General features: G+C 38.5%; 25 protein-coding genes and 1 riboswitch. Of the genes, 22 read left to right on the forward strand and 3 right to left on the reverse strand.

What is annotated here, in order from left to right; genetic code table 11:
• Positions 1–87: 87 nt before the first annotated feature.
• Positions 88–750, forward strand: a complete 663-nt coding sequence (locus ABC255_RS05275) for an FMN-dependent NADH-azoreductase (RefSeq protein ID WP_412991848.1) — start codon at positions 88–90, stop codon at positions 748–750.
• Between the two features lie 322 nt (positions 751–1,072).
• On the opposite strand, the gene ABC255_RS05280 is transcribed toward ABC255_RS05275, so the two are convergent.
• Positions 1,073–1,855 carry an undecaprenyl-diphosphate phosphatase gene (locus ABC255_RS05280; protein WP_412991850.1) on the reverse strand — a complete coding sequence of 261 codons (783 nt, stop codon included), beginning with the start codon at positions 1,853–1,855 and terminating at the stop codon, positions 1,073–1,075.
• A gap of 166 nt (positions 1,856–2,021) precedes the next feature.
• Here ABC255_RS05280 and ABC255_RS05285 point away from each other — a divergent pair, with 166 nt between their 5' ends.
• Together ABC255_RS05285 and ABC255_RS05290 are read left to right on the forward strand one after the other, a co-directional pair.
• A complete protein-coding gene (locus ABC255_RS05285) occupies positions 2,022–2,795 on the forward strand; it encodes a DUF4931 domain-containing protein (protein WP_412991851.1) in 774 nt (257 codons plus the stop codon).
• A gap of 136 nt (positions 2,796–2,931) precedes the next feature.
• Positions 2,932–4,101, forward strand: a complete 1,170-nt coding sequence (locus ABC255_RS05290; protein WP_412991853.1) for an FtsW/RodA/SpoVE family cell cycle protein — start codon at positions 2,932–2,934, stop codon at positions 4,099–4,101.
• A 207-nt stretch (positions 4,102–4,308) separates the two neighbouring features.
• Here the strand turns inward: ABC255_RS05290 and ABC255_RS05295 are convergent, their stop codons facing one another.
• Positions 4,309–5,301, reverse strand: a complete 993-nt coding sequence (locus ABC255_RS05295; protein ID WP_412991854.1) for an ABC transporter substrate-binding protein — start codon at positions 5,299–5,301, stop codon at positions 4,309–4,311.
• Between the two features lie 209 nt (positions 5,302–5,510).
• Here ABC255_RS05295 and ABC255_RS05300 point away from each other — a divergent pair, with 209 nt between their 5' ends.
• From ABC255_RS05300 to glnA, 5 genes are all read left to right on the forward strand, one after another.
• Positions 5,511–6,515 (forward strand): FecCD family ABC transporter permease, encoded by a 1,005-nt coding sequence (locus ABC255_RS05300; protein WP_412991856.1) that lies wholly within the window; start codon positions 5,511–5,513, stop codon positions 6,513–6,515.
• Positions 6,512–7,567, forward strand: a complete 1,056-nt coding sequence (locus ABC255_RS05305) for a FecCD family ABC transporter permease (RefSeq protein WP_412991858.1) — start codon at positions 6,512–6,514, stop codon at positions 7,565–7,567. The genes ABC255_RS05300 and ABC255_RS05305 overlap by 4 nt, the downstream gene beginning before the upstream one ends.
• A gap of 256 nt (positions 7,568–7,823) precedes the next feature.
• Complete coding sequence (locus ABC255_RS05310; RefSeq protein WP_412998486.1) at positions 7,824–8,642, forward strand: ABC transporter ATP-binding protein; 819 nt, start codon at positions 7,824–7,826, stop codon at positions 8,640–8,642.
• On the forward strand, positions 8,635–9,444 hold the full coding sequence (locus tag ABC255_RS05315) for an IucA/IucC family C-terminal-domain containing protein (protein ID WP_412991860.1): 810 nt from the start codon (positions 8,635–8,637) through the stop codon (positions 9,442–9,444). Before ABC255_RS05310 ends, ABC255_RS05315 begins: the two co-directional genes overlap by 8 nt.
• 183 nt (positions 9,445–9,627) lie before the next feature.
• Positions 9,628–10,992 carry a type I glutamate--ammonia ligase gene (gene glnA / locus ABC255_RS05320; protein ID WP_412991862.1) on the forward strand — a complete coding sequence of 455 codons (1,365 nt, stop codon included), beginning with the start codon at positions 9,628–9,630 and terminating at the stop codon, positions 10,990–10,992.
• Between the two features lie 46 nt (positions 10,993–11,038).
• On the opposite strand, the gene ABC255_RS05325 is transcribed toward glnA, so the two are convergent.
• Positions 11,039–11,170 (reverse strand): YuzL family protein, encoded by a 132-nt coding sequence (locus ABC255_RS05325; protein WP_335536174.1) that lies wholly within the window; start codon positions 11,168–11,170, stop codon positions 11,039–11,041.
• A gap of 218 nt (positions 11,171–11,388) precedes the next feature.
• Between ABC255_RS05325 and ABC255_RS05330 the strand changes: the two genes are divergently transcribed.
• The 14 genes from ABC255_RS05330 to sufC all read left to right on the forward strand — a co-directional run bounded on the left by ABC255_RS05330 (position 11,389) and on the right by sufC (position 24,911).
• On the forward strand, positions 11,389–13,776 hold the full coding sequence (locus ABC255_RS05330; protein ID WP_412991863.1) for a 3-hydroxyacyl-CoA dehydrogenase/enoyl-CoA hydratase family protein: 2,388 nt from the start codon (positions 11,389–11,391) through the stop codon (positions 13,774–13,776).
• A gap of 36 nt (positions 13,777–13,812) precedes the next feature.
• Complete coding sequence (locus tag ABC255_RS05335; RefSeq protein WP_412991865.1) at positions 13,813–14,988, forward strand: acetyl-CoA C-acetyltransferase; 1,176 nt, start codon at positions 13,813–13,815, stop codon at positions 14,986–14,988.
• A gap of 23 nt (positions 14,989–15,011) precedes the next feature.
• Positions 15,012–16,796, forward strand: a complete 1,785-nt coding sequence (locus ABC255_RS05340) for an acyl-CoA dehydrogenase family protein (protein WP_412991867.1) — start codon at positions 15,012–15,014, stop codon at positions 16,794–16,796.
• Positions 16,797–16,972: 176 nt separating this feature from the next.
• Entirely contained in the window at positions 16,973–17,329 is a 357-nt protein-coding gene (locus ABC255_RS05345; protein ID WP_412991868.1) for an arsenate reductase family protein, read from the forward strand.
• Between the two features lie 73 nt (positions 17,330–17,402).
• On the forward strand, positions 17,403–17,786 hold the full coding sequence (gcvH, locus tag ABC255_RS05350; RefSeq protein WP_412991869.1) for a glycine cleavage system protein GcvH: 384 nt from the start codon (positions 17,403–17,405) through the stop codon (positions 17,784–17,786).
• 114 nt (positions 17,787–17,900) lie between these two features.
• Positions 17,901–18,140, forward strand: a complete 240-nt coding sequence (locus tag ABC255_RS05355; RefSeq protein WP_335536164.1) for a YusG family protein — start codon at positions 17,901–17,903, stop codon at positions 18,138–18,140.
• A 128-nt stretch (positions 18,141–18,268) separates the two neighbouring features.
• A complete protein-coding gene (locus ABC255_RS05360) occupies positions 18,269–18,625 on the forward strand; it encodes a toprim domain-containing protein (protein ID WP_306076093.1) in 357 nt (118 codons plus the stop codon).
• 2 nt (positions 18,626–18,627) lie between these two features.
• Positions 18,628–18,936, forward strand: a complete 309-nt coding sequence (locus ABC255_RS05365) for a thioredoxin family protein (protein ID WP_412991871.1) — start codon at positions 18,628–18,630, stop codon at positions 18,934–18,936.
• A 125-nt stretch (positions 18,937–19,061) separates the two neighbouring features.
• Entirely contained in the window at positions 19,062–19,421 is a 360-nt protein-coding gene (locus ABC255_RS05370) for an SCP2 sterol-binding domain-containing protein (RefSeq protein WP_412991873.1), read from the forward strand.
• An 18-nt stretch (positions 19,422–19,439) separates the two neighbouring features.
• Entirely contained in the window at positions 19,440–20,756 is a 1,317-nt protein-coding gene (locus ABC255_RS05375) for an O-acetylhomoserine aminocarboxypropyltransferase/cysteine synthase family protein (RefSeq protein WP_412991875.1), read from the forward strand.
• Positions 20,757–20,880: 124 nt separating this feature from the next.
• Positions 20,881–20,989, forward strand: a riboswitch (SAM riboswitch).
• A 150-nt stretch (positions 20,990–21,139) separates the two neighbouring features.
• Complete coding sequence (locus ABC255_RS05380; RefSeq protein WP_412991877.1) at positions 21,140–22,165, forward strand: methionine ABC transporter ATP-binding protein; 1,026 nt, start codon at positions 21,140–21,142, stop codon at positions 22,163–22,165.
• Positions 22,158–22,820, forward strand: a complete 663-nt coding sequence (locus ABC255_RS05385) for a methionine ABC transporter permease (protein ID WP_412991878.1) — start codon at positions 22,158–22,160, stop codon at positions 22,818–22,820. Before ABC255_RS05380 ends, ABC255_RS05385 begins: the two co-directional genes overlap by 8 nt.
• Positions 22,821–22,836: 16 nt before the next feature.
• Positions 22,837–23,673 carry a MetQ/NlpA family ABC transporter substrate-binding protein gene (locus ABC255_RS05390; protein ID WP_412991880.1) on the forward strand — a complete coding sequence of 279 codons (837 nt, stop codon included), beginning with the start codon at positions 22,837–22,839 and terminating at the stop codon, positions 23,671–23,673.
• Between the two features lie 452 nt (positions 23,674–24,125).
• Positions 24,126–24,911: a Fe-S cluster assembly ATPase SufC gene (gene sufC, locus ABC255_RS05395; RefSeq protein WP_412991882.1), complete on the forward strand. Its 786-nt coding sequence runs from the start codon at positions 24,126–24,128 to the stop codon at positions 24,909–24,911.
• Positions 24,912–24,927: the final 16 nt, after the last annotated feature.

Consider the following 24,927-nt stretch of genomic DNA (forward strand, 5'->3'; position numbering starts at 1 on the left):
AACTTCACTTTTTGTTCATTAGTGAACAATCAAGTTTGTTGTACTATATTGATAGATGAAATTTTATATAAAAGGGATGGGGATCAGATGGCAAAACTTCTATATATTACCGTTAACCCAAAAAATGATATAAAGCTTTCTAAAGGTATGCAGCTAGGTGAGGCTTTTTTAGAAGAGTTTAAACTACAAAAGCCTGAAGTAGAAATTGAACATATGCATTTATACGATATGGATATCCCGCAAATTGATATGGATTTGTTATATGCTCGTGCTAAATTATCTTTCATGGGCAAGACCTTTGATGAATTAACAGAAGGTGAGCAAAAACAAATCACTGCTATGCATGCACTGGCTGACCGCTTTATTGCAGCGGATTATTATGTGTTTGTTACACCAATTTGGAATTTTGGATCACCGGCTATTTTAAAAGCTTTCCTTGATAATTTATTTATTGTGAACAAGACATTTGTAAATACACATGAAGGAGCAAAAGGGCTTCTTACAAGCCGTAAAGCCCTTCATATCCAAACGCGCGGCGGTATTTACTCAACCGGACCAATGGTTGAATTTGAATTCGGCGATCGTTTCTTAACAAAAGTACTCGGCTTCTTAGGAATGGAAGTCATGCCAACTGTGTTCGCTGAAGGGATGGATCACTTTCCAAAGCAAGTACCAGAAATTATGGCAAAGGCAAAAGAGCAAGTCATCGAAGCCGCAAGAGAAATGGCAAAAGAAACAGTTACAGTTTAATAGATTAAAAAATGCGACTCGAGTATCGAGCCGCATTTTTTATTAGGATGAGACTGTTTATAGTGACCGTAAATCAAAAAGAGTAGTAGTCTCGGTCGCTATAAGAGGTTCATAGTGACCGTAAATCAAAAAGAGTAGTAGTCTCGGTCGCTATAAGAGGTTCATAGTGACCGTAAATCAAAAAGAGTAGTAGTCTCGGTCGCTATAAGAGGCTCATAGTGACCGTAAATCAAAAAGAGTAGTAGTCTTAGTCACTATAAGGGTTCTATAGTGACCGAAATCCAAAAATTACAGCTGATCTGGTCACTATAAATTAATCAACTTAAAACTTCCCCGTAAACTGAAAAAATAACACCGCAAAGCCTAGCACCCATACATAAATAGCAAAGGGTTTTAATGACCGTTTCTTTAAAAATCCAATCATCCACTTCACAGCGAAATAACCGAAAAGAGCAGAGGAGGCAATTCCAACCAGCAGGGCAGAAAGGGAAATTTGTTCACCTGCACCTCCCACTAAATCTAAGGATTGGAGTACAACTGCACCGGCTATAGCTGGAGTTGATAAGAGAAAGGAGAAATAGGCAGCTGTTTCACGGTCTAGTTTTCTCCATAAGGCGGCTACAATCGTGAACCCTGAACGAGAAATCGCAGGGAAAATTGCTGCTGCCTGAAAGGATCCAATGATCAATGCATCGGTATAACTAATATCATCCATTTTTTTATAGCCATTTTTTGCTGAATCTGCAATCCAAAGGAACAAACCGGTAACTAAAAACTCCCAACCAATCGTAACTCCTGTTTTCGATATCTCCTCAAAGTAGTCTTTAAAAAGCAAACCTATCACGACGGCTGGAATTGTTCCGACGATCAATAGGAAGGTGAGCTTGCTAAAGGGGTTTTTAATAATCTTAACAAACTCGTCCTTATAGAAGACAAAAACGGCGAGCAGGGTACCGACATGAAGCATGGTATCAAGTAATAAACCTGCTTCCTGCAAACCAAATAAATTCCTTCCTAAATATAAATGTCCTGTAGAGCTAATGGGTAAAAATTCAGTTAATCCTTGGATAATCCCTAATATGAGTGCTTCTAATTTGCTTAACATATTCAACCTCTCTTTCTGCACCATATAAGCCTGTACATAGTAAAGATATGCACGTTCCTCACTAAATAAGCAATAAATTTTTATATATTAGTAAGGCAAAAATAGTGCAAAAGGGGTGGAATCTCCCATAAAATAGAAGTAAGTATTTTGGAGAGGAGCTGCACTTTTGAAAAATCACCATCTACATTTCAATACATCCATCGGAGTGAAGAAACCGGAAAGTATCAGAAATAAACTGCAACCGTGCCCTTTTTGTGCAAGGGAAGAGTTGATCGATCTCATTGAAGTGGATGGACCAATCATACTTTTGAAAAATAAATTTCCTGTTCTAGAGAATGCCTACCAAACTGTATTGATTGAAACGGATGATTGTCATGGTGAATTATCTGCCTATCCGCTTCCCTTTCTCCATAGACTCTTAAAGTTTGCGATAAGGAATTGGCTTGATTTAGATAAAACCGGAAATTATGAATCGGTCATTTTTTTCAAAAATCATGGTCCGTTGTCTGGAGGGACCATTGCGCATCCTCATATGCAGATCATTGGCTTACATGATATTAACTATAAGGAAAACATAACTGAAGAAGTGTTTAAGGGTATTATTATAGAAGAAAAAGATGGGGTCAAATTTACTTTGTCGACAAAGCCGAAGGTAGGCTTTTATGAATTTAATATTGATATGGATGACTCTAGTTATAATGAAACCTTTGGAATTTATCTTCAAAAAGCGGTACATTACATTCTTCATAGCTTCCCGTTTAAAGCAAGCAGCTATAATCTTTTCTTTCACCATTATAATAGTAGAATATATGTAAAAATTGTTCCCCGATTCGTAACCACTCCACTTTATATAGGTTACGGGATTCCCCAGGTGCCGAATAATTTACATTGGATGGCGGATGATATTAAAAGTAAATATTTTACAAAAGGAAGCAACTAAATCTAGGAGCTTCCTTTTCCTTTTGTAGTAATTTCACCCATTCACACTTTAAACGTTGTGCTTTGTCGATTAAAAAAATATAATGAGATAATGTACAAGTTCCTTTTTGAAGCCTTGACATAAAGGAGTGTGAATGATGACATCATCTAAAAATACAACTTCAAAACTTGATTATAGTCTTGTTTTTATTTTACTTTTATTATTTTTGGCCAGCTGTTTATCGATTTATAGTGCGCAGGCAAGCGGTCAATATGACAGTAACTTCCTTATAAAGCAAATTATCTTTTATGGAATTGGCTGTGGAATTATTGCTGCCGTCATCAGGCTCGACTCCGACCAGTTAAAAAAGTTGGCTTGGTATGCTTACGGAGCGGGAATTTTGCTACTTGTTTTTTTAATCATAGCGCCAGAAAGCATTGCACCTGTAATCAATGGGGCAAAAAACTGGTTTAAGGTCCCTGGAATCGGTTCACTTCAGCCGTCGGAGTTTGTCAAAATTTTTATTATCGTAGCCCTAGCAAAAGTAATTGAAGATCATCACCAAAAGAACCCAGTTAAAACCATTTCCTCTGACTTTTGGCTTTTAATAAAGCTGGGAGTCGTCACGATGGTCCCTCTAATACTTATTATTAAGCAAGACTTAGGGACTTCGCTCGTATTTATATCCATTCTTTTAGGGATGATTTTTATTTCGGGCATCACATGGAAATTACTTGTACCAATATTCTCAATTGGAACAGCATTTATTTCGGTCATTTTTTATTTTGTATTGTTAAAGCCAGAAATTCTTGAAAAATATTTAGGTGTGAAGCAGTATCAATTTAGCCGTATCTATTCCTGGCTGGATCCTTATAATTTCCAAAGCTCAGCAGGTTACCAGTTGACACGGTCACTCTTAGCCATTGGCTCAGGACAAACGGGTGGTAAGGGGTACGGAAATAGAGAAGTATATTTGCCTGAAAGCCATACCGATTTTATCTTTAGTGTGGTCGGCGAAGAGTATGGTTTTATTGGTGCGAGTGTGCTCGTTAGTTTATTTTTCTTGCTGATTTATCATATTACCAAGGTTGGGATGGAAACGAAGAACAACTTTTATACGTATATTTGCGTGGGAGTCATTAGCATGATTACCTTCCATGTATTCCAAAATATCGGGATGACGATTGGAGTGCTTCCGATTACCGGTATTCCATTGCCGTTTATCAGCTATGGAGGAAGTTCTTTAATGGGGAACATGCTTGGGCTGGGATTAATCTTCTCAATCCGCTACCATTATAAAAAATACATGTTTTCAACATCTGATTAACAAAGATGGTAGAGCACCGTTTTCAATCAAGCTGGACTTCATGTTGAAAATGAATCGTAATTTGCTGCATTGTAGCAACGGTTTGATTTTCACCTTCGCTATAATATATAAAGTACTTGTTCTCTACAACAGCATAAGGATAAAAAAAGAACGAGGTCATGGCAGCCTCGTTCTTTTTTCATTCTATTTTATTGGAGAAGTATTCTTTTATTTTTCTAGCATGATTTTTTCAAGATCATCCAGCATGATGTTTGCTGCAAGCACGCCGCCCGCAGTATTCCAAGTAGCATCACTAACCTCGTAGGCTTTTCCATTTTTCACGGCATTTAGATTTTTCCAAAGTGGATCATTTGTCCATTCTTTCGCCGTATCTAAGGCTGCTTGATCACCCTTAGGAGCATAAGTGAAGTAGAAAAGAATGTCACCGTCCATTTTCGGAATCACTTCTTTTCCAACTTCGATAGCAAGGTTCCCTAGCTTGTTTTCAGGAGTAAACAGCTCTGCCTGTTGTGGAGCGCGTTTTAGACCAACTTGATCAAATATTATACCAGAGAAAGAATCAGTATAATAAATTCGAGACTTTCCAGCCATAAAACGAACGACAGATACTTCTTGATTTACTTTATCACCAAGTTTCTCTTTTACGTCTGCAACATGTTTATCAAAATCACTAAGAACTTCGTTCCCTTTTTCTTCTAGGTTTAACGCTTTTGCATATAGTTTAAAGTTTTCTTTCCAATCACCTCTAAGGGTTTCGGAAAAAACAGTAGGAGCAATTGCGCTTAATTGACTGTAAACAGCTTCTTGACGAAGCTTGTTTCCAATAATTAAATCAGGTTTAAGTGTAGCGATTTTCTCCAAATTTACTTCACTCTCAACGCCAACAACCTCGACACCGTCCATATCCTTTGTGATGTGATCATACCACGGATCGCCAAGCCAAGATTGAACGGCACCAACAGGTTTTACTCCTAGTGCAAGTAAGGCTTCTGTTCCTTCATTTGTTAATATAACGACCTTTTTGGGTGTTTTTTCCAATGTCGTTGACCCCATTGCATGTTCTACCGTATAGCTAGTGTCTTCTGTTTTTGTGTCATCTTCATTTTGTGTGGCCGGTTTTTCTTCCGTGTTACCACAGGCAGCAAGAAGGAAAATAGCCATTAATGAAATGACAGCAAATAAATGTTTAAAACCTTTCATCCTATGTAACCCCCAAATAATCTTATTGTTAATGATAATCATTTTCATTTACAAAATTATCATAGAACGTTTTCACTAGCCTGTCAATCACCAAATTGAAAATGATTATCAACTCATTGACAGTTTTCCGCTATTCAAATAGACTGATACATGAAAATACGGATACATAAGCATTTTAGATAATAAATAGATTAGAAGGGATTAACGTTATGCTGTTAAAACAAACAGGGCAAAGGTGGGTTGGACTTTTTATTGCTATTATTGTATTGCTTCTCTTAATGGCAGCAAGTATTGTCTACGGGTATACTGATACCACATGGAAAATGGCTATAGATGCTTTAACGAATTTCGATGGTTCTAATGAACATATTATTATACAATCTGTTAGAATCCCACGTGCTTTTATTGCTGCAGCAGTGGGTGCAAGCTTAGCGATTTCAGGTGTCTTAATGCAGACAGTAACGAAAAATCCTCTAGCATCCCCTGATATTTTTGGTGTAAATGCCGGAGCTGGAGTTGCTGTTGTTATAGCCGTAACGGTCTTTAGTATTGGAAGTCTTCAACTGTTTACTTGGTTATCCTTTTTTGGTGCAGCTGTAGCTGCAATAAGTGTCTATGCAATTGGGTCAGTCGGAAGAGAAGGGTTGACCCCGATGAAACTGACTCTAGCAGGTGCTGCAATGACAGCGTTATTTGCCTCTTTTACACAAGGGATACTTGTATTAAATGAAGCAGCCTTGGAGCAAGTATTATTTTGGCTTGCGGGATCAGTGGCAGGAAGAAGCCTTGATAATTTAATAGCTGTACTCCCTTATTTAATTGGAGGCTGGATCATTTCTTTGATCATAGCAACAAAAATGAATGTCCTATCTATGGGAGAGGATGTGGCCAAAGGTCTTGGATTGAACACAGCTCTATTAAAAATTACGATAGGAATCGTAGTGATCCTCCTTTCAGGTGGGGCAGTTGCTGTTGCAGGCCCAATTGGATTTATTGGTATTGTCGTTCCACATCTTACCCGTTCTATAGTGGGAATAGACCATCGCTGGGTAATCCCATTTTCCGGTCTTCTAGGAGGAGTGCTTTTATTGGCAGCAGATATCGCCTCCAGATATATTTTAATGCCTCAGGAAGTCCCAGTTGGCGTAATGACGGCGATTATTGGAACCCCATTTTTCATTTATATTGCTAGAAAGGGGTTCAATGGGCGATGAGTAAATACAAAATCTTTAGAATCAAACAAGGGAAAATCTCTTATTTAATTGATAAAAAAGCATTATTTGTGTTTATCGGATTGTTACTTGGAACCGCTGCTGTTTTTATTATAAGTACAGGGTTGGGAGAAATGAAGATAAGCCCTTTAAATGTATTGAAGGTATTTTTCGGCGGAGGGTCTGAAATGGAGGCCCTTGTCATTCAATCGTTCCGATTACCCAGAATCATTGTTGCTTTAATGGCCGGGATGGGACTGGCAGTGGCAGGGGGGATTTTGCAAGGAATGATACGCAACCCGCTTGCATCCCCTGATATCTTAGGGATTACTGGCGGTGCATCGGTAGCGGTTGTAGGTTTTCTGGCAATTTTTAGTGATAAAAATCATGTATTAACGGTAAGTATTCACTGGCTGCCCTTAGCCGCCTTTATCGGTGCAGCAGTTGTGGCATTTCTTGTTTATATTTTGGCATGGAAAAATGGGGTTTCTCCCATTAGATTAATTTTAATTGGAATAGGTTTGATGAGCTTAACCAAAGCTTTGACCACCTTTATGATGGTTTTGGGTCCTATTTATCAAGCAAGTCAGGCAAACATATGGATTACGGGTACCGTCTATGGTTCCACTTGGAAAAATGTAGGTGCCCTAGTTCCATGGATCATCATACTGATTATTATTGCATTTATCTATGCCAGGAATGTAAACATTCAGGAACTTGGTGATGAAGTAGCAACAGGTCTTGGTGGACGGGTGCAAAGACAACGCTTGGTATTAATGCTTTTGAGTACAGGGTTAGTTGGCGGCTCAGTAGCTTTCGCAGGAGGGATCGGTTTTGTAGGCTTAATGGCACCTCATATGGCCAGGAGATTGGTGGGTTCTGCATTTGGAGCATTGCTCCCTGTATCAGCACTCCTCGGAGGTATTTTAGTAATGCTTGCGGATTTAGTAGGGCGAACATTATTTTCACCATTAGAAATTCCTGCAGGGGTTTTTACGGCAAGTATTGGGGCTCCATACTTTATCTATCTATTATTTAAGACGAGAAATACTTAGTTTTCATAAAAGAGAGGCCATTTTCATTGGCTTCTCTTTTTTAACGCAAATACACTTTGTGACACAGTAGTAAATACAAATGAAAATGATTTTCATACTCATTGACAATCATTATCAATTAATTATAAACTTAGTACTGTAGAGAATATTAATACTATATAAGACGTAAATACAACCCGCTTTAGGGTCTAAATCATATACTATAAACAAGCCTATAAAAATAAACATGATTGACTTCAAAAGGAGATGGCAGATGATGAATGCGGTTGAAACGAAAAACTTATCACTTTCATATGGGGATACACTCATCATTGATGAATTAAATTTAAAAATTCCTAAAGGTGAAATTTCCGTTTTTATTGGAGCGAATGGCTGCGGAAAATCAACTCTCCTTCGTTCAATCGCTCGTCTTCTTAAACCAAAATCCGGTGCCGTTATTTTGGAGGGGGAAGCCATTGCTAAGCTCTCGACGAAGGAAGTTGCGAAAAAAATGGCGATACTTCCACAATCACCGGCCGCTCCTGAAGGACTGACTGTGCTTCAACTTGTAAAACAGGGGCGTTATCCTCATCAATCCTGGTTAAAACAATGGTCAGAAGAAGATGAGAAAAAGGTTAATGATGCCCTAAAAGCTACCCGGTTAGAGGATTTAAAAGAACGGACGGTTGATTCCCTTTCTGGAGGTCAGAGGCAACGTGCGTGGATTGCCATGACATTGGCACAGGATACGGATGTTATTCTTTTAGATGAACCGACAACCTACTTAGATATGACACATCAAATTGAAATACTAGACCTTCTTTTTGAACTAAATGAAAAGAAAAAGAGAACCGTTGTCATGGTTCTTCATGATTTAAATCTTGCGTGCCGTTATGCTCACAATATTGTTGCGCTAAAGGATCAAAAGGTTTATGCCCAAGGAAAGCCTGAGTATGTAATCAACTGCAGCCTGGTCAAAAATGTTTTTGGTATGGATTGTGAGGTTACAATGGATCCTTTATTCGGAACACCGCTTTGTATACCGTATGGAAAAGGAAGGTGTATCCTGCAAAAGGCGGCCGTGTCCAATGGGTAATATCCTTAGAGAAAATGACCTGAGTGCTTTTGAAAAATATCGGCTTAAATCGGTGACAGGCAAATCGTTTAATGTTGCAAATTTAATGGATAAGGCTTTTGCCATTGACTTCATGAGGAATCTAGCTTTTTCAATTGCTGCGCCTTCAGAGAGGACTGCTGCCTCGATTTTTATTAAGCGTTATGCATTTATTGCGGTTATTTCGCTTTTTGCAATGACGACGGGGAATAAGAAAATGAATTTATCCTTGGACAATATTGAAATGGAAGAAGCTGAGCGAGGGGTAGACTGGCTGCCAATGATTTCGTTAAAGAACCCATCCATCGAACAATGGAATGGTCAAGACCGTGATGAATGGCGGAAGGGTGTTTACCGGGACCTATTTGCTAACAATATCTACCCAATTATTGAGCATTTTGAAAAGACGTTTAAGGTTTCAAAGCTCATCCTGTGGGAAAATATCGCGGTCTATCTATTCTGGCTATATGAGACAGAACTATCAGATAACGAAAATCCAAACGTACCCAATGACTTCAATTTCTTAATCAAGGAAGCAGAGGGGAGTTTGTTTGGTAAATACAATCTTAATCCTATCCATAAATACTATTCGGAAAAAGCTTCTCAGGATGAGATAAGGATGAGAAAAACATGTTGTTTTACCTATCAACTTGGGACGAAACGCTGTAAGACATGCCCATGTACTCACAATGCAGGGGATGGAGTGTGCTATGCTGGAGAAAGTTTTTGCGGAGCAGCGAGCAGAGACAATATAAATGATATACAACAAAATGAATATTTATAATCAAAAAAGGTCGCCTTCTAAAGAGGTGACCTTTTCCATTGCTTGATTTATAGAAAACGTTTTCATAAAAAATATACATAAATATTCGAAAAATTTTAATAAAGTGGTTGTCAAAAATAACTTTTCATCCTATAATAATTTCAATGTTAGGAAACGTAACATGAAAATAGGAGGAGAAATAACATGACTGAGGCTATACTTTCAAATGTAAAAGACGAAATTGCAATTATCGAAAAAATTAAAGAAGAAATAAATAAGAAGAATGTTGAACTTCTTCACATACAGTTTGTAGATATAGAAGGAATTTTGAAACACGTAACCGTTACAAGTGAGCAATTGGAAGATGTAGTCGAAGGAAAAATAATGTTTGATGGCTCCTCTATTAAAGGATTTTCACCGATAAATAAATCTGATTTATACTTACAACCAGATTTATCAACATTCGCGGTTTTACCATGGACAGTAGAAGAAGGATATTCTGAAGCACGTTTTCTATGTTCTGTTAAAAATCCTGATGGATCTTGGTTTGAAGGTGATACTAGAAATGTATTAAAGAAAACAGTGGAACGAGCTGCGGATAAAGGATATACAATTTCTGTAGGTCCTGAGCTTGAATTTTTCCTGTTTAAAACAGACGAAAACGGATATCCAACACAGGAACTTAGTGATAAAGCTGGTTATTTTGAACCATCACCTAAAGACCTTGGAGAGCGTGTTCGATTAGAGATTTACCGAGCGTTAAAGGCAATGGGTTTCATTATTGAAGCATCTCACCATGAAGTTGCCCAGGGGCAGCACGAAATTAACTTTAAGTATGCTGATGCTTTAGGTGCAGCAGATCTTTCTACTACATATAAGTGGGTTGTAAAGACTATTGCAAAGAAATATGGACTGCATGCTACATTCATGCCTAAACCGGTTTTTGGGATAAATGGTTCTGGAATGCACGTAAACATGTCTTTCTTCAAAGACAATGAAAATGCCTTTTTTGATCCGGCTGATGAGTTACAACTTTCTGATAAAGCATATCATTTTATTGCGGGGCTAATAGAAAACGTTAAGAGCTTCACAGCTTTGACTAATCCGCTAATTAATTCTTATAAGAGATTAGTACCTGGATATGAGGCACCTTGTTATATCGCATGGAGCGCATCAAACCGTTCTGCATTGATTCGAATCCCAGCCAAAAAAGGGATGGCCACTCGTGTTGAATTGCGCTGTCCTGATCCGTCAGCAAATCCTTACTTAACCTTTGCAGTGATTGCAGCTGCTGGTTTAGATGGCATTGAACAAGAATTACAAGTGCCGTTTCCAATCAATGAAGATATTTTTCATATGACCGAAGAGCGCCGCGGTGAACTAGGTATTGAAAGCCTTCCTGGCAGTCTAGCTGCTGCAGTAAAGGAACTAGAAGATGGAGAGATTGGACGTAGAACATTAGGGAACCATGTATATAATGAGTTTGTAGCTGCGAAAAAAGCAGAATGGGATAGTTATCGTACAGCTGTTCATGCTTGGGAAATTGAAAATTATCAAGCTAAATTCTAAAAATAGGTAAGCAGGCTGAAATTCTCAGCCTGCTTTGTTTGTTGTATTATCTTTTAAATTGATTATTTTGACTGTTCACTTTGTCTTTGTGTGACTGTTCCCCGCCAGGACCGGCGTTTCCTTGAACGCTAGCGGCGCTTACGCCTCTTTTAGATGGGTTTTTCTTCATTTTACCCATGCATCATCACCTCGTTACTAGGATGCCCAATTCGCCTTTTTTATGTAAAGAGATTAGGAAAAAACCATTTTAAAAAAATTTATTATTTTCCGCTTTTATTTATTGCGCAAATTTTTAAAATATTCTATAGTAATAATTAGCAGAACTCATTCATTTGTGAATTTTTTTTGGCATAAAAATGAATGAGTATTCATTCAAAGTGTGTAAAGGGGGAGACAATGTTGAACCAACTTATTAAAAAAGCAGCTGTTCTAGGATCAGGAGTCATGGGCTCTGGGATTGCGGCCCATCTAGCGAACATCGGGATACCAACATTATTATTAGATATTGTGCCTCGGGAGTTAACCGACGACGAAAAAGCAAAAGGACTGACGTTGGAAGATAAGCAGGTCCGAAATCGCATTAGCAGCCAATCAATCCAAAAATTATTAAAGCAAAAACCGGCTCCTTTAGCCGTCAAAAAGAACTTGGCGCTAATTGAAGCAGGAAATTTAGACGATGACTTAGTGAAATTAAAAGATGTCGACTGGGTAATCGAGGTTGTTGTTGAGAATTTAAATGTGAAGAAACAAGTATTTGAAAAAGTGGACCAACACAGAAAACCTGGAAGCATTATCAGCTCAAATACATCGGGTATTTCCGTTGAAGCGATGACAGAAGGAAGGTCAGAGGATTTTCAGAAGCACTTCCTTGGTACCCACTTCTTTAACCCACCGCGATACTTAAAATTACTTGAAGTCATTCCTACACAATATACTAGTGAAGAAGTCATTTCATTCATGAAAACGTTTGGTGAAGATGTATTAGGAAAAGGTGTTGTTCTTGCAAAAGATACACCAAACTTTATTGCCAACCGGATTGGAACCTATGGTCTCCTAATCACTGTACAGGAAATGCTTAAAGGCGGATATAGTGTTGGAGAAGTTGATTCTGTTACTGGTCCATTAGTCGGCCGTCCTTCAAGCGCAACCTTCCGTACTTTGGATGTAGTTGGGTTAGATACTTTCGCACATGTAGCAGGCAATGTGCATGAAAAAGTAACCGGAAAAGAAAAGGGAGTATTCGAAGTCCCTTCATTTATGAAAACCATGCTTGAAAAAGGCTGGCTCGGAAGCAAATCTGGTCAAGGCTTCTTCTTAAAAAAAGGGAAAGAAATTCTTGAACTTGACCCAGCTACCTTAGAATATATTCCTCGGAAAAAGCTTTCAACTGCAGCAACAGAAATAAGCAAGCAAGAAAAAGGTACAGCGAATAAATTGAAAGCGCTTGTATATGTGAATGATCGTGCAGGTGAGTTATTGTGGAACATCTTTAGTCCTGTTCTCGCATACTCTGCACAGCTTTTAGGTGAGATAGCTGACACAGTGGTCGACATTGACCGGGCCATGAAATGGGGCTTTGGCTGGGAAATGGGTCCATTTGAAACCTGGGATGCAATTGGATTAGAAAAGTCAGTCGAGAAGATGAAGGAAGATGGGCTAGAAATTCCTGCCTGGGTAACAGATATGCTTGCTAAGGGGCATACATCTTTTTATATAGAGGAAAATGGCGAACGATTTTTCTTCAATAATGGGGAATATCGTTTAGTGGAAAGTAATCCAAAATCCATTGACCTGAAAAAAATAAAAAAACAAAAAGGTGTTATCAAAAAGAATGGCGGTGCCAGTTTAATTGATTTAGGTGATGGGGTTGCACTCTTAGAATTCCATTCTCCGAATAATGCCATTGGTCTTGATATTATTCAGATGCTTAATTTTTCAATTGACGAGGTAGAGAAAAATTACAAAGGCTTAGTAATCGGAAACCAAGGTAAGAACTTCTGTGTTGGTGCCAACTTAGCTATGATGCTAATGGAAGCACAGGATGATAATATCTATGAGCTTGAAATGGTAGTCCGTCAGTTCCAAAATGCGATGATGAAAGTAAAATACAGCGCAAAACCAGTGGTGGCAGCACCATTTGCAATGACACTTGGCGGTGGTGCTGAGGTTTGTTTACCTGCAGCGCACATTCAAGCGTCTGCTGAAACCTATATGGGACTTGTTGAAGTTGGTGTCGGACTGCTTCCAGGCGGCGGCGGAAACAAAGAACTGTATATTAAACATTTAGAAGGTATGCCAAATGGTGTTCCATTTGACCTTCAAGCTGTTGCTAATAAAGTCTTTGAAACAATCGCTATGGCAAAAGTATCAACCTCTGGTGCGGAAGCACGTGAGAATAATTTCTTAGGATTGGTGGATGGAATTAGTATTAACGGAGACCACCAATTATATGATGCAAAGCAGGCAGTTCTAGCATTACATGAGCAGGGTTATGTGCAAAAAGCCCGTAAAAAGGTGCCGGTAGTGGGTGAAACAGGTTACGCTACACTTTTACTTGGGGCGCAATCCATGTTCTTATCTGGATATATTTCAGAGCATGATTTGAAAATCGCCAAAAAAGTAGCTTACGTCATTGCTGGTGGAAAAGTGCCATTTGGTACGGAAGTAGATGAGCAATACTTATTGGATTTAGAAAGAGAAGCATTCTTAAGCTTAATTAGAGAAGGAAAAACACAACAGCGTATGCAGCACATGCTTGTAAAAGGGAAGCCGTTGAGAAATTAATAGATTGCTATTATATAAGGAAAGCGAGGGAACGAAATGAGAGAAGCGGTAATCGTAGCCGGAGCACGGACCCCGGTAGGTAAAGCGAAAAAAGGAACGCTTGCACATGTTCGCCCTGATGATTTGGGAGCATTGGTCGTAAAAGAAACATTAAAGCGTGCCGGAAATTATGAAGGAAATATTGATGATTTAGTTTTTGGCTGTGCAATGCCAGAAGCGGAGCAGGGGAATAACATGGCACGTAATATTGGTGCCTTAGCTGGTCTGCCGCATACAGTACCTGCCATCACCATTAATCGTTTTTGTTCATCCGGACTGCAGGCGATTGCTTATGCAGCACAGGGAATTATGCTTGGACATACCGACACCGCTATTGCTGGTGGAGCGGAGTCAATGAGTCTGATTCCTATGATGGGCCATGTTGTTCGTCCAAATATAAAATTAGCTGAAACAGCTCCCGAATATTATATGGGTATGGGGCATACCGCAGAAGAAGTAGCAAAGAAATATGGTATTACTCGTGAAGACCAGGACGCATTTGCCGTTCGCAGTCATCGGAAAGCGGCTAAAGCCATTCAGGAAGGGAAATTTGTAGACGAAATCGTTCCCGTTAATGTTACCTCCCGTTCAGTGGGAAAAGACAACAAACTTGTCGAGAGAACTATACAGTTTTCTCAAGATGAAGGTGTACGCCCAGATACAAGCGTACAATCCCTTTCAAAACTTCGACCGGCATTTTCGGTAACGGGTTCTGTTACAGCAGGTAACGCATCGCAAACAAGTGATGGGGCTGCAGCCTTAATGATTATGGATCGTGAAAAGGCAGAATCACTTGGATTAAAGCCATTGGCTAAATTCAGATCATTTGCAGTCGGAGGCGTGCCACCTGAAATTATGGGAGTTGGTCCAGTAGTAGCTGTTCCGAAAGCTATTAGGTTAGCTGGCTTAGAGTTATCTGATATCAATCTATTTGAATTAAACGAAGCATTTGCATCGCAATCACTTCAAGTTATTCGCGAGCTCAATCTAGATGAAGAAAAAGTAAATGTAAATGGCGGTGCCATCGCACTAGGTCATCCACTAGGATGTACAGGTGCAAAACTCACCTTAACCCTTATCCATGAACTAAAACGCCGTCAGCAGCAATTTGGCGTCGTAACCATGTGTATAGGCGGCGGAATGGGAGCTGCCGGAGTATTTGAGCTTCTTTAATAAATAATTAGGGGGAAACAATAATGGCACAACAAACTGAAAAAATTATCAAAGGCGGAAGCTTTTTAATCGATGATATTTCCTATGACAGAATTTTAACACCCGAGGACTTTAACGAAGAGCAACTAATGATTGCTAAAACAGCAGAAGACTTCATTGAAAAAGAAGTCCTTCCACAACTGGAACATCTTGAAAACCATGAATTTGATCGAACTGTAAAATTATTAAAAAAAGCAGGTGATCTTGGTCTTTTGGCAGCAGATGTTCCTGAAGAATACGAAGGTTTAGGTTTAGACAAAGTAACCTCCTCGCTTGTAACAGAAAAAATGTCAAAGGCTGGCGGTTTCTCATTATCCTATGGCGCACATGTTGGTATCGGTTCACTGCCAATCGTTTTATTCGGAAACGAAGAGCAAAAGAAAAAGTATTTACCTGCACTTGCTTCTGGTGAAAAAATTGCGGCCTACGCTTTAACGGAGCCAGGTTCAGGATCTGACGCTCTTGGTGCAAGAACAACAGCCAAATTAAATGCAGCAGGTACCCACTATATTCTTAACGGTGAAAAACAGTGGATAACTAATGCTGGTTTTGCCGATGTATTTGTTGTCTATACAAAAATTGATGGCGAACACTTTACGGCATTCATTGTGGAAAGAGATTTCCCTGGAGTTTCTACAGGTGCCGAAGAGAAGAAAATGGGGATTAAGAGCTCTTCAACACGTACTCTTATCTTAGAAGATGTACTTGTTCCTGTTGAAAACCTATTAGGGGAATATGGCAAAGGGCACGTCATTGCGTTTAATATCTTAAACATTGGACGATATAAGTTAGCAGTTGGTGGTGTAGGCGGATCTAAAAATGCATTTGAGCTGGCCGTTAAATATGCAAATGGCCGTAAGCAATTTAACACACCAATCTCTCGATTCAATTTAACAAAAGAAAAATTCGGTACAATGGCTTCCAAAATCTACGCAGCAGAAAGCTCTGTCTATCGTACGATTGGAATGTATGAAGAAAATCAAGGCAAACTAACAGCAGAAGAGCAAAAGGATATTAAATTAGTAGCAAATTCTATTGCTGAATACGCAATTGAATGCTCTGTTAATAAATTTTTCTGTAGTGAAGTTTTAGATTACGTGGTAGATGAAGGTGTTCAAATTCATGGTGGATACGGCTTCATGCAAGAGTATACCATCGAAAGAGCATACCGTGATTCTCGTATTAATCGTATTTTCGAAGGTACCAATGAAATTAACCGTCTCCTAGTGCCAGGCACCTATATTAAGAAGGCGTTTAAAGGAGAACTTCCATTGTTCCAAAAAGCCATTAAGCTCCAAGAAGAAATCATGATGTTAATGCCTGAAGAGCCAGGTGATGAGCCGCTTGCGGCAGAAAAACATCTGGTAAGCAATGCGAAGAAAATTGGCTTGCTTGCTGCTGGGTTAGCCGCTCAAAAATTTGGTAAGGCACTTGATAAAGAACAAGAAATCTTATCAAATATTGCAGATATTGTTTCAAATGCCTACGCAATGGAATCTGCACTGTTACGAACAGAAAAAGCAATCGCCAAGACAGGTCTTGAGAAAAACAAACAAAAGCTTCTTTATACACAAATATTCTGCCAAGAAGCTTTCAATGAAATTGAACAGCATGCGAAAGAAACACTAGTTGCAACCGAACAAGGAGATACTCTCCGTATGCTCGTATCAGCACTTCGTAAATTAACTCGCCATACACCAATCAATGTAATTGGTAAGAAACGTGAAGCGGCTGACGTTCTGATTGAAGCTGAACGCTATATCGTTTAATTTATCAACTTCAGGCTCCCTAGGATTTTGCGGAGCCTGAAGTTTTTCTATATGTTTAGCAGGATTTTTGCAGAATTAGTCGAAATTTTAAAGTGATGCGTTTTTACTTTTATTCCTGTTATGTTACTATCAAAGTGACGTGCAATAACATGAATGTTTTAGAGGAGGGTGGACAGATGTCACTTACTTTTTACTGGTATCCCAAATGCGGGACATGCCGAAATGCAAAGAAATGGCTGGATGAACATCATCTTTCCTACAATGCAATACATATTGTTGAAACTCCACCAACTCGCGCTGAACTTCAGGATATCTACGAAAAGAGCAACCTTGAGTTAAAGAAGTTCTTTAATACAAGCGGGCAAAAGTATCGTGAACTGGGTATTAAGGATAAAATATCCACTGCTTCTGAAGATGAGCTGCTAGATCTGTTAGCCTCAGATGGGATGTTAATCAAAAGACCATTAGTAACGGATGGAGAAAAAGTGACTGTTGGCTTTAAAGAAGAAGAGTATGAGAAAATGTGGCTGTAAGCACAAAAAGTTATTAGGGTAGTACCGATCAATATCGATAAATGATATTAGAAAATAATGGAGGGATTTTTTAATGACTACACCAAAGGAATTGCGTTATTCTGAAGAACATGAGTGGGTAAAGGTTGAAGGAGAAACAGTTCGCGTAGGTATCACTCACTTTGCTCAATCTGAGCTAGGTGATATCGTTTTCGTTGAACTTCCTGAGGTTGGTGACGAAGTGACTGCTGATGAGCCATTTGGCAGCGTTGAATCCGTGAAAACTGTTTCAGAATTATATGCGCCATTAAGCGGTAAGGTTGTTGCTGTTAACGAAGATTTAAGTGACAGCCCTGAATTCGTAAATGAATCTCCATATGAAAAAGCATGGATGATTGTCATCGAGCCTACTAATAGCAGTGAAATGGACAACCTAATGACTGCAGAACAATATGAAGAAATGATTAAAGAGGACTAATTTTAGTAAACACCTTGTTATGCAGGGTGTTTTTTATATGGGAAAAATTCGCACCTTGTATATTCTAAATCCAGGGGATACTAGAATAAACTTTATTTAAAAGGAGCTCCTGGTATGACATTGAAGCAGCAAAAGGTTGATGTGACAGATCGAGTAATTGGGAAAATGAAAAATGGTGAAATTGAATTATTTCTTGATAACACCTCCATTGGTAAAATACAGTTACCAGGGGACATGACATTTCAATTAGATCAACGATTTGAAGTAGAACAGAGAAAGATTTTTCAAAATGTAACAGTTACGGAACAGCCTGACGCAAAATATACAGATTGTGATGATGGTGGCTGGTGTTAGGGCAATCATAAGCAAACGCCTATTATCAAAAAGACAATCGTGGTATAGTTAACATATTCACACGTTATTAAATTTGTTGAATATGTTAACATCAAACAAATAACTCTCTTTCGTATAGGTGATGAATGATGAATGACACGTATGGTGATAAAGTTCTGATTGTGGAAGGAAAATCAGATAAGAAAAAGGTTAAAAGTATCCTGAAGGAACCAATGGAGATTGTCTGTACAAATGGAACAATCAGCATGGCGAAATTGGATGAATTAATTGATACCCTCGAAGATAAAGAGGTCTATATCCTTGTTGATGCAGATGATGCAGGTGAGAAACTTCGCAAACAATTGAAAAGGGAATTTCCTCAAGCGGAACATATTTATATAGACCGGATGTACCGAGAAGTAGCCACTGCACCAGTGTACCATCTAGCCACTGTCCTATTAGGCGCAAATATTGATGTTCATTCTGAATTTTTAGAAATGGGTTAAAAATGAACGAATGGAACCTAGATGAGGTATCATCATTCTTAAATAGTCATTCATCCGGACTCATTTACTTCTATACACCTTTATGCGGTACTTGTCAGGTAGCATCAAGGATGCTCCAGATCATTGAAAATATGGTTGATGTGAAAATAGGGAAAATGAATCTGAATTTTTACCCTGAGCTTGCAGAAAAATTTCAAATTGAGAGTGTTCCCTGCTTGCTTTTCATAAAGGATGGAGAAATAGTTGAGATGATTTATGCATTCAACTCTGTTCCTTTCTTATATGAAAAAATTAAACAATTGTTAATTTAAAACAGACGCTGATACGTCTGTTTTTTTGTGAGCAAAAGTAGAAATTTGTCGATGGGATTTTAAAGGTATTACAATCAATTGACTTGAATATATAACAGAATGGAGTGAAATCGGAGTGATGGAGAATGAAAGAATTAATACAGATTTTCCTTTCTGCTATTAAGCAGCGCAGTCACGTTCTCAAGTTGATTGAAAAATTGGATGGTCTAAAAATAAGGCTAGTTTACGAAGGTCAAGAGAACTTCCTCGTTTTTCACCGTGGAGAGGTTTCTTTACTGGCTGACGATAATGACATCGCTGCCACTTACGATATTAGTGGTCAGCAGGATTCCATTTATAGTCTGCTAGAAGGGAAAGAAAAGTTAAGAATTCTTATGAAAAACGGACAGCTAAAAGTTAAAGCTCCAATCCGTACGATTTTACTTATCGAGTCAATCTTTTATTTAACCAAACCAGAGGAACGGTTTAAAGAGTTTATTTCATAAAATGAAGGAGTGTTAGGTATGGGTGAAAATCAAAAGAATTATCGTTTCGAAACGTTGAGTGTTCATGGTGGATTAGCTCCGGATCCAGTAACAGGTGCACGAGCTGTGCCAATTTACCAAAACAATGCCTATCAATTTAAAAATACCGAACATGCTGCAAATCTATTTGCCTTGAAAGAGACAGGGTACATATATACTCGAATTCACAACCCGACAACAACTGTTTTCGAAGAAAGAGTTGCATTGCTGGAAGGGGGAGTTGGAGCCCTAGCGGTAGCAAGCGGAATGGCAGCGATTACCCTAGCAATCTTAAATATTGCCGAAGCCGGAGATGAAATTGTTTCCGCTTCCACTTTATATGGGGGAACATACAATTTATTTGCCATTACACTTCCGAAATATGGAATCAAGGTTAAATTTGTTGATCCCGAAGATCCAGAAAATTTCCGCTCAGCAATCAATGAAAAAACAAAAGCTGTATTTGCTGAAACGATTGGTAATCCATCATTAAGAGTTCTAGATATTGAAAAAGTAGCAGAAATTGCACATGAAGCAGGAGTTCCATTAATAATTGATAATACCTTTGCCACACCTTATCTATGCAGACCAATAGAATATGGGGCAGATATTGTTATACATTCAGCAACGAAATGGCTTTTAGGGAATGGGACAACCACTGGCGGGATTATTGTAGACGGTGGTAAGTTCGACTGGAATTCATCTAAATTCCCAGGTTTTACAACTCCTGATCCAAGCTATCATGACCTCGTTTATGCTAAAAGCTTAGGCGCGGTTGCCTATATTATTAAAGCACGGGTACAACTTTTACGTGATCTAGGACCTGCTTTAAGTCCACAAAACGCTTTTCAATTTACACTCGGACTTGAAACACTTCATGTTCGGATGAAGGAGCACATTGCCAATACGAAGGAAGTAGTTGAGTATTTAGTAAAACATCCTGCCGTTGAGTGGGTATCCTATCCTGGTCACTCTTCTCATCCTGATTATGAACTTGCCAGCAAGTATTTGTCTAAAGGTGCCGGGTCGATGATTGTTTTTGGAATCAAAGGCGGGAGAGAAGCTGGAGCAAAATTAATTGATTCGATTACACTTTTCGCCCATGTAGCGAATGTTGGAGATGCAAAAAGCTTAATTATCCATCCTGCCAGCACTACTCATCAGCAGCTTGATGCAGAAGGACTAAAGGCAGCTGGGGTTTCTGAGGATTTAATACGACTCTCCATTGGTATTGAAAATGTAGAGGATTTAATAGAAGACCTGGAAACAGCGATTGAGACCGCCACAGGTGTTACTTCTTTAAAAGTAAAAGCCTAATAAGAGTTTATTCGAAATTTGTAGATAATTTCGTTGACACCACTTTTTATCCATGTTAAGATAACTTTCGTACTAAAATAATTTTTTAAATTAATGAATGTTAATAGAATATAGTTTGCTGTAACTCTTATCAAGAGTGGTGGAGGGATGTGCCCGATGAAGCCCGGCAACCGTCAATAGTAATATTGAAATGGTGCCAATTCACACAAAGCGGATGCTTTGGAAGATGGGAGAAAGGTCTTTATTTATGATGCCTTTCTGCCTATGCAGAAAGGCTTTTTAATTTTTCTAATATAAGAATGTTTTACTAAAAACAGTCAAACCCTATATTTGAGCAGTCGAATTTAAGACACGTATTTTATTGGATAAAAGAAGGTGATGAAATGATTTCTATAAAAGATGTCCGCAAGGTTTTCCCTTCTAAGCAGGGGCAGCTGAAGGCAGTGGATGATGTTAATTTAGAAATACAAGAAGGGGAAATTTTTGGGGTAATCGGATATAGTGGTGCGGGGAAAAGCACCCTAATTCGAATGCTTAATGGACTAGAGCTCCCGACTGAAGGATCGGTTACCGTTGCTGGTCGTGTTATTTCAAAAATTAGAGGCAGTGAGCTTCGAAAAGCTCGCCAGGAAATAAGTATGATATTTCAGCATTTTAATTTGCTTTGGTCAAGAACGGTTAGCGAGAATATCTCATTTCCTTTGGAGATAGCTGGCGTAGGTGGAGCAGAAAGACAAAAAAGAGTAAATGAATTAATTAAATTAGTTGGTCTTGAAGGTCGAGAAAATGCTTACCCTTCCCAACTTAGCGGCGGTCAAAAACAGCGTGTGGGAATTGCACGAGCACTGGCCAACAATCCAAAAGTACTTCTTTGTGATGAAGCAACTTCAGCCCTAGACCCACAAACTACCGATTCTATTTTGGACTTGTTAGTTGATATCAATAAAAGGCTAGGATTAACGATTGTATTGATCACACATGAAATGCATGTCATTCGTAAAATTTGTCACCGGGTAGCGGTTATGGAAAGTGGAAGAATTGTGGAGCTTGGACAGGTGTTAGATGTGTTTAAAAACCCACAACAGCCGATTACGAAGCGTTTTGTTCAACAGGTTACTGAGCCGGAAGAAACCAAAGAAACGATCGAACATTTACTCGAACGTTATCCGTATGGAAAAGTGGTTCAACTCTCATTTGTCGGAGAGGCAGCAGAACAGCCGTTAATCACAACTCTTATCAGGGATTTCGATGTTGTCGTAAACATTCTACAAGGAAAAATCTCACACACCCAAAACGGATCTTACGGTACATTATTTATTCACTTAGATGGGCAGGCAGACGAAATTCAGAGAGCCATTGATTATATTCACTCACAACAAGTCGGTGTGGAGGTGATCAGTAATGGCTAGTATAGAAATGGTAAAGTGGGATCAGTTATGGGAAGCAACACTGGAAACCCTTTATATGACTTCCATTTCAGTGTTTACTACATTTATCCTAGGATTAGTCCTCGGTCTGATGTTATTTCTAACGGGAAAAGGTAATTTGTGGGAAAATAGAACGGTAAATGTTATTATTGCCGCCTTCGTAAATATTTTTAGATCAATCCCTTTTATTATCTTAATTGTTTTATTAATTCCTTTTACAAAATTATTGGTTGGAACCATGCTTGGTGCAAATGCAGCGTTGCCTGCCTTAATTATTGGCGCAGCTCCCTTTTACGCAAGAATGGTGGAGATTGCTCTTAGGGAAATTGATAAAGGTGTTATTGAGGCATCACAATCAATGGGAGCAACACATGGTCATATTATTTTTAAAGTATTAATACCGGAATCTTTGCCAGCATTAATTTCAGGGCTTACGGTTACAGCTATTTCATTAGTAAGTTTTACAGCAATGGCTGGGGTAATTGGAGCAGGGGGACTTGGTCATTTTGCCTACCTTGAAGGTTTTCAACGCAATAGACCAATTGTTACGTTAGTTGCAACGATTGCCATTTTAATTTTGGTTTTTATCATCCAATTTATTGGAGATTATTTTACAAAGAAAACAGATAAACGATAACAGGAGGAGTTAGATTATGAAAAGAGCATTTAGTTTAATTATCATTGCGTTAGTAGCACTTGCCCTATCAGCTTGCGGTGGTTCTAAGAACGATACTGCAGATAACGCAGGAGAAGAAGGAAACAAAAAGTTAGTTGTTGGAGCATCTGCTGTACCGCATGCGGAAGTGTTGGAGGCGGCAAAACCTCTATTAAAGGAAAAAGGCATTGATCTAGAAGTGCAAGTTTTTCAAGATTATATCCTGCCAAACGTAGCGTTAAGGGATAAAGAACTTGACGCAAACTATTTTCAAACACCAGGGTATTTAGAACTACAAATGGAAGAAAACAAGGATTTTGATTTTGTAAGTGTTGGTGGAGTTCATAAGGAACCAATCGGAATTTATTCTAAAAAATACAAAAGCTTAAATGATCTTCCAAAGGGTGCAAAAATTATTATGAGTGATTCACTAAGTGACCATGGACGTATTTTACCTATTTTTGAAAAAGAAGGATTAATTAAGCTTAAAGAAGGCGTTGGAGCGAATGCAAGAGTAGAGGATATCATCGAAAATCCAAAGGACCTTGATTTCTCAACTCTAATTGAAGCAAAATTATTAGCCTCTTCTTTCGATAGCGGTGAAGGTGATGCGGTCGTCATTAATACGAACTACGCATTAGAAGGCGGTATTGACATTGGAAAGTATGGAATTGCGTTTGAAGGCGAAGATGTTGTACCGGCAAACCTTGTTGTCGTTCGCTCCGAGGACAAAGATCGCGAAGAAATTAAAACACTTGTAGAGGTTCTACAATCAGAGGAAATTAATAAATTCCTTCAAGAAAAGTACCAAGGTGCTGTTATACCAGGGGAATAACCTCGAAATGGATAATTAGTTTAAAAAATATTATTAAATAGGAAGAAAGAGGAAACCGGTGAGGAAGATTCACTGGTTTTCCTTTTTTATATATACATGAATCCGATTGGATAGGTAAAAATAGGCAGGAAATAATAATGCTCATATCTTGGCAAAATAGAGATAAATACGTTATGATTTTATTCGTATGTGAATACATAAAGCGTTCACAAGTTTTAATTTTCCGAATTTATTATAGTACAAACACATCTTGTCCACCTATTCATTCTCATTTGGTTTGTGTTCAGTGAAAATAAAAATTCTTTCGCGGTTCTTCATTGTTAATACTGTTTATGAGTTGCTAACAGATTCTATTTGTTATAATATTGTAATGAGAATAAAGTGAGAATAGAATTTTGCGGCCAAGTGTTTTAGGCTACAAGATACAAAATTATCTTTGCGGAGGTATATATATGGCAGGGTCAACATTAACGATCAAAGATTTACATGTAGAAATTGATGGAAAAGAAATTTTAAAAGGTGTAAACCTTGAAATAAAAGGTGGAGAAATTCACGCAATCATGGGACCAAACGGTACAGGTAAATCTACTTTATCATCTGCTATCATGGGTCATCCAAAATATGAAGTAACAAGCGGTTCGATTATGTTAGATGATCAAAACGTCCTTGAAATGGAAGTAGATGAACGCGCACGTGCTGGTCTATTTTTAGCTATGCAATATCCAAGTGAAATTAATGGTGTAACGAATGCTGACTTCTTACGTTCGGCAGTAAATAGCCGTCTTGGTGAAGGCAATGAAATTTCTTTAATGAAATTTATCCGTAAAATGGATAAGCAAATGGAATTCCTTGAGATGGACCTTGATATGGCACAACGGTACCTGAATGAAGGATTTTCTGGTGGAGAGAAAAAGCGTAATGAAATCCTGCAATTAATGATGCTTGAGCCAAAAATCGCAATTTTAGATGAAATTGACTCTGGATTAGATATTGATGCCCTAAAGGTAGTTTCAAAAGGTATTAACCAAATGCGTGGAGAAGATTTTGGCTGCTTAGTCATTACTCACTATCAACGACTTTTAAATTATATCACTCCTGACTATGTGCACGTTATGATGCAGGGCCGTGTTGTAAAATCAGGCGGACCTGAACTAGCACAACGCTTAGAAGCAGAAGGATATGACTGGATCAAGCAAGAGCTCGGAATCGAAGATGAAACAGTTGGGCAAGAAGCGTAGAAGTTAGCGTTAGGAG

Source organism: Neobacillus canaveralius (assembly GCF_047237705.1).
In the GTDB taxonomy this organism is placed as follows: Bacteria; Bacillota; Bacilli; order Bacillales; family Cytobacillaceae; genus Neobacillus; species Neobacillus niacini_K.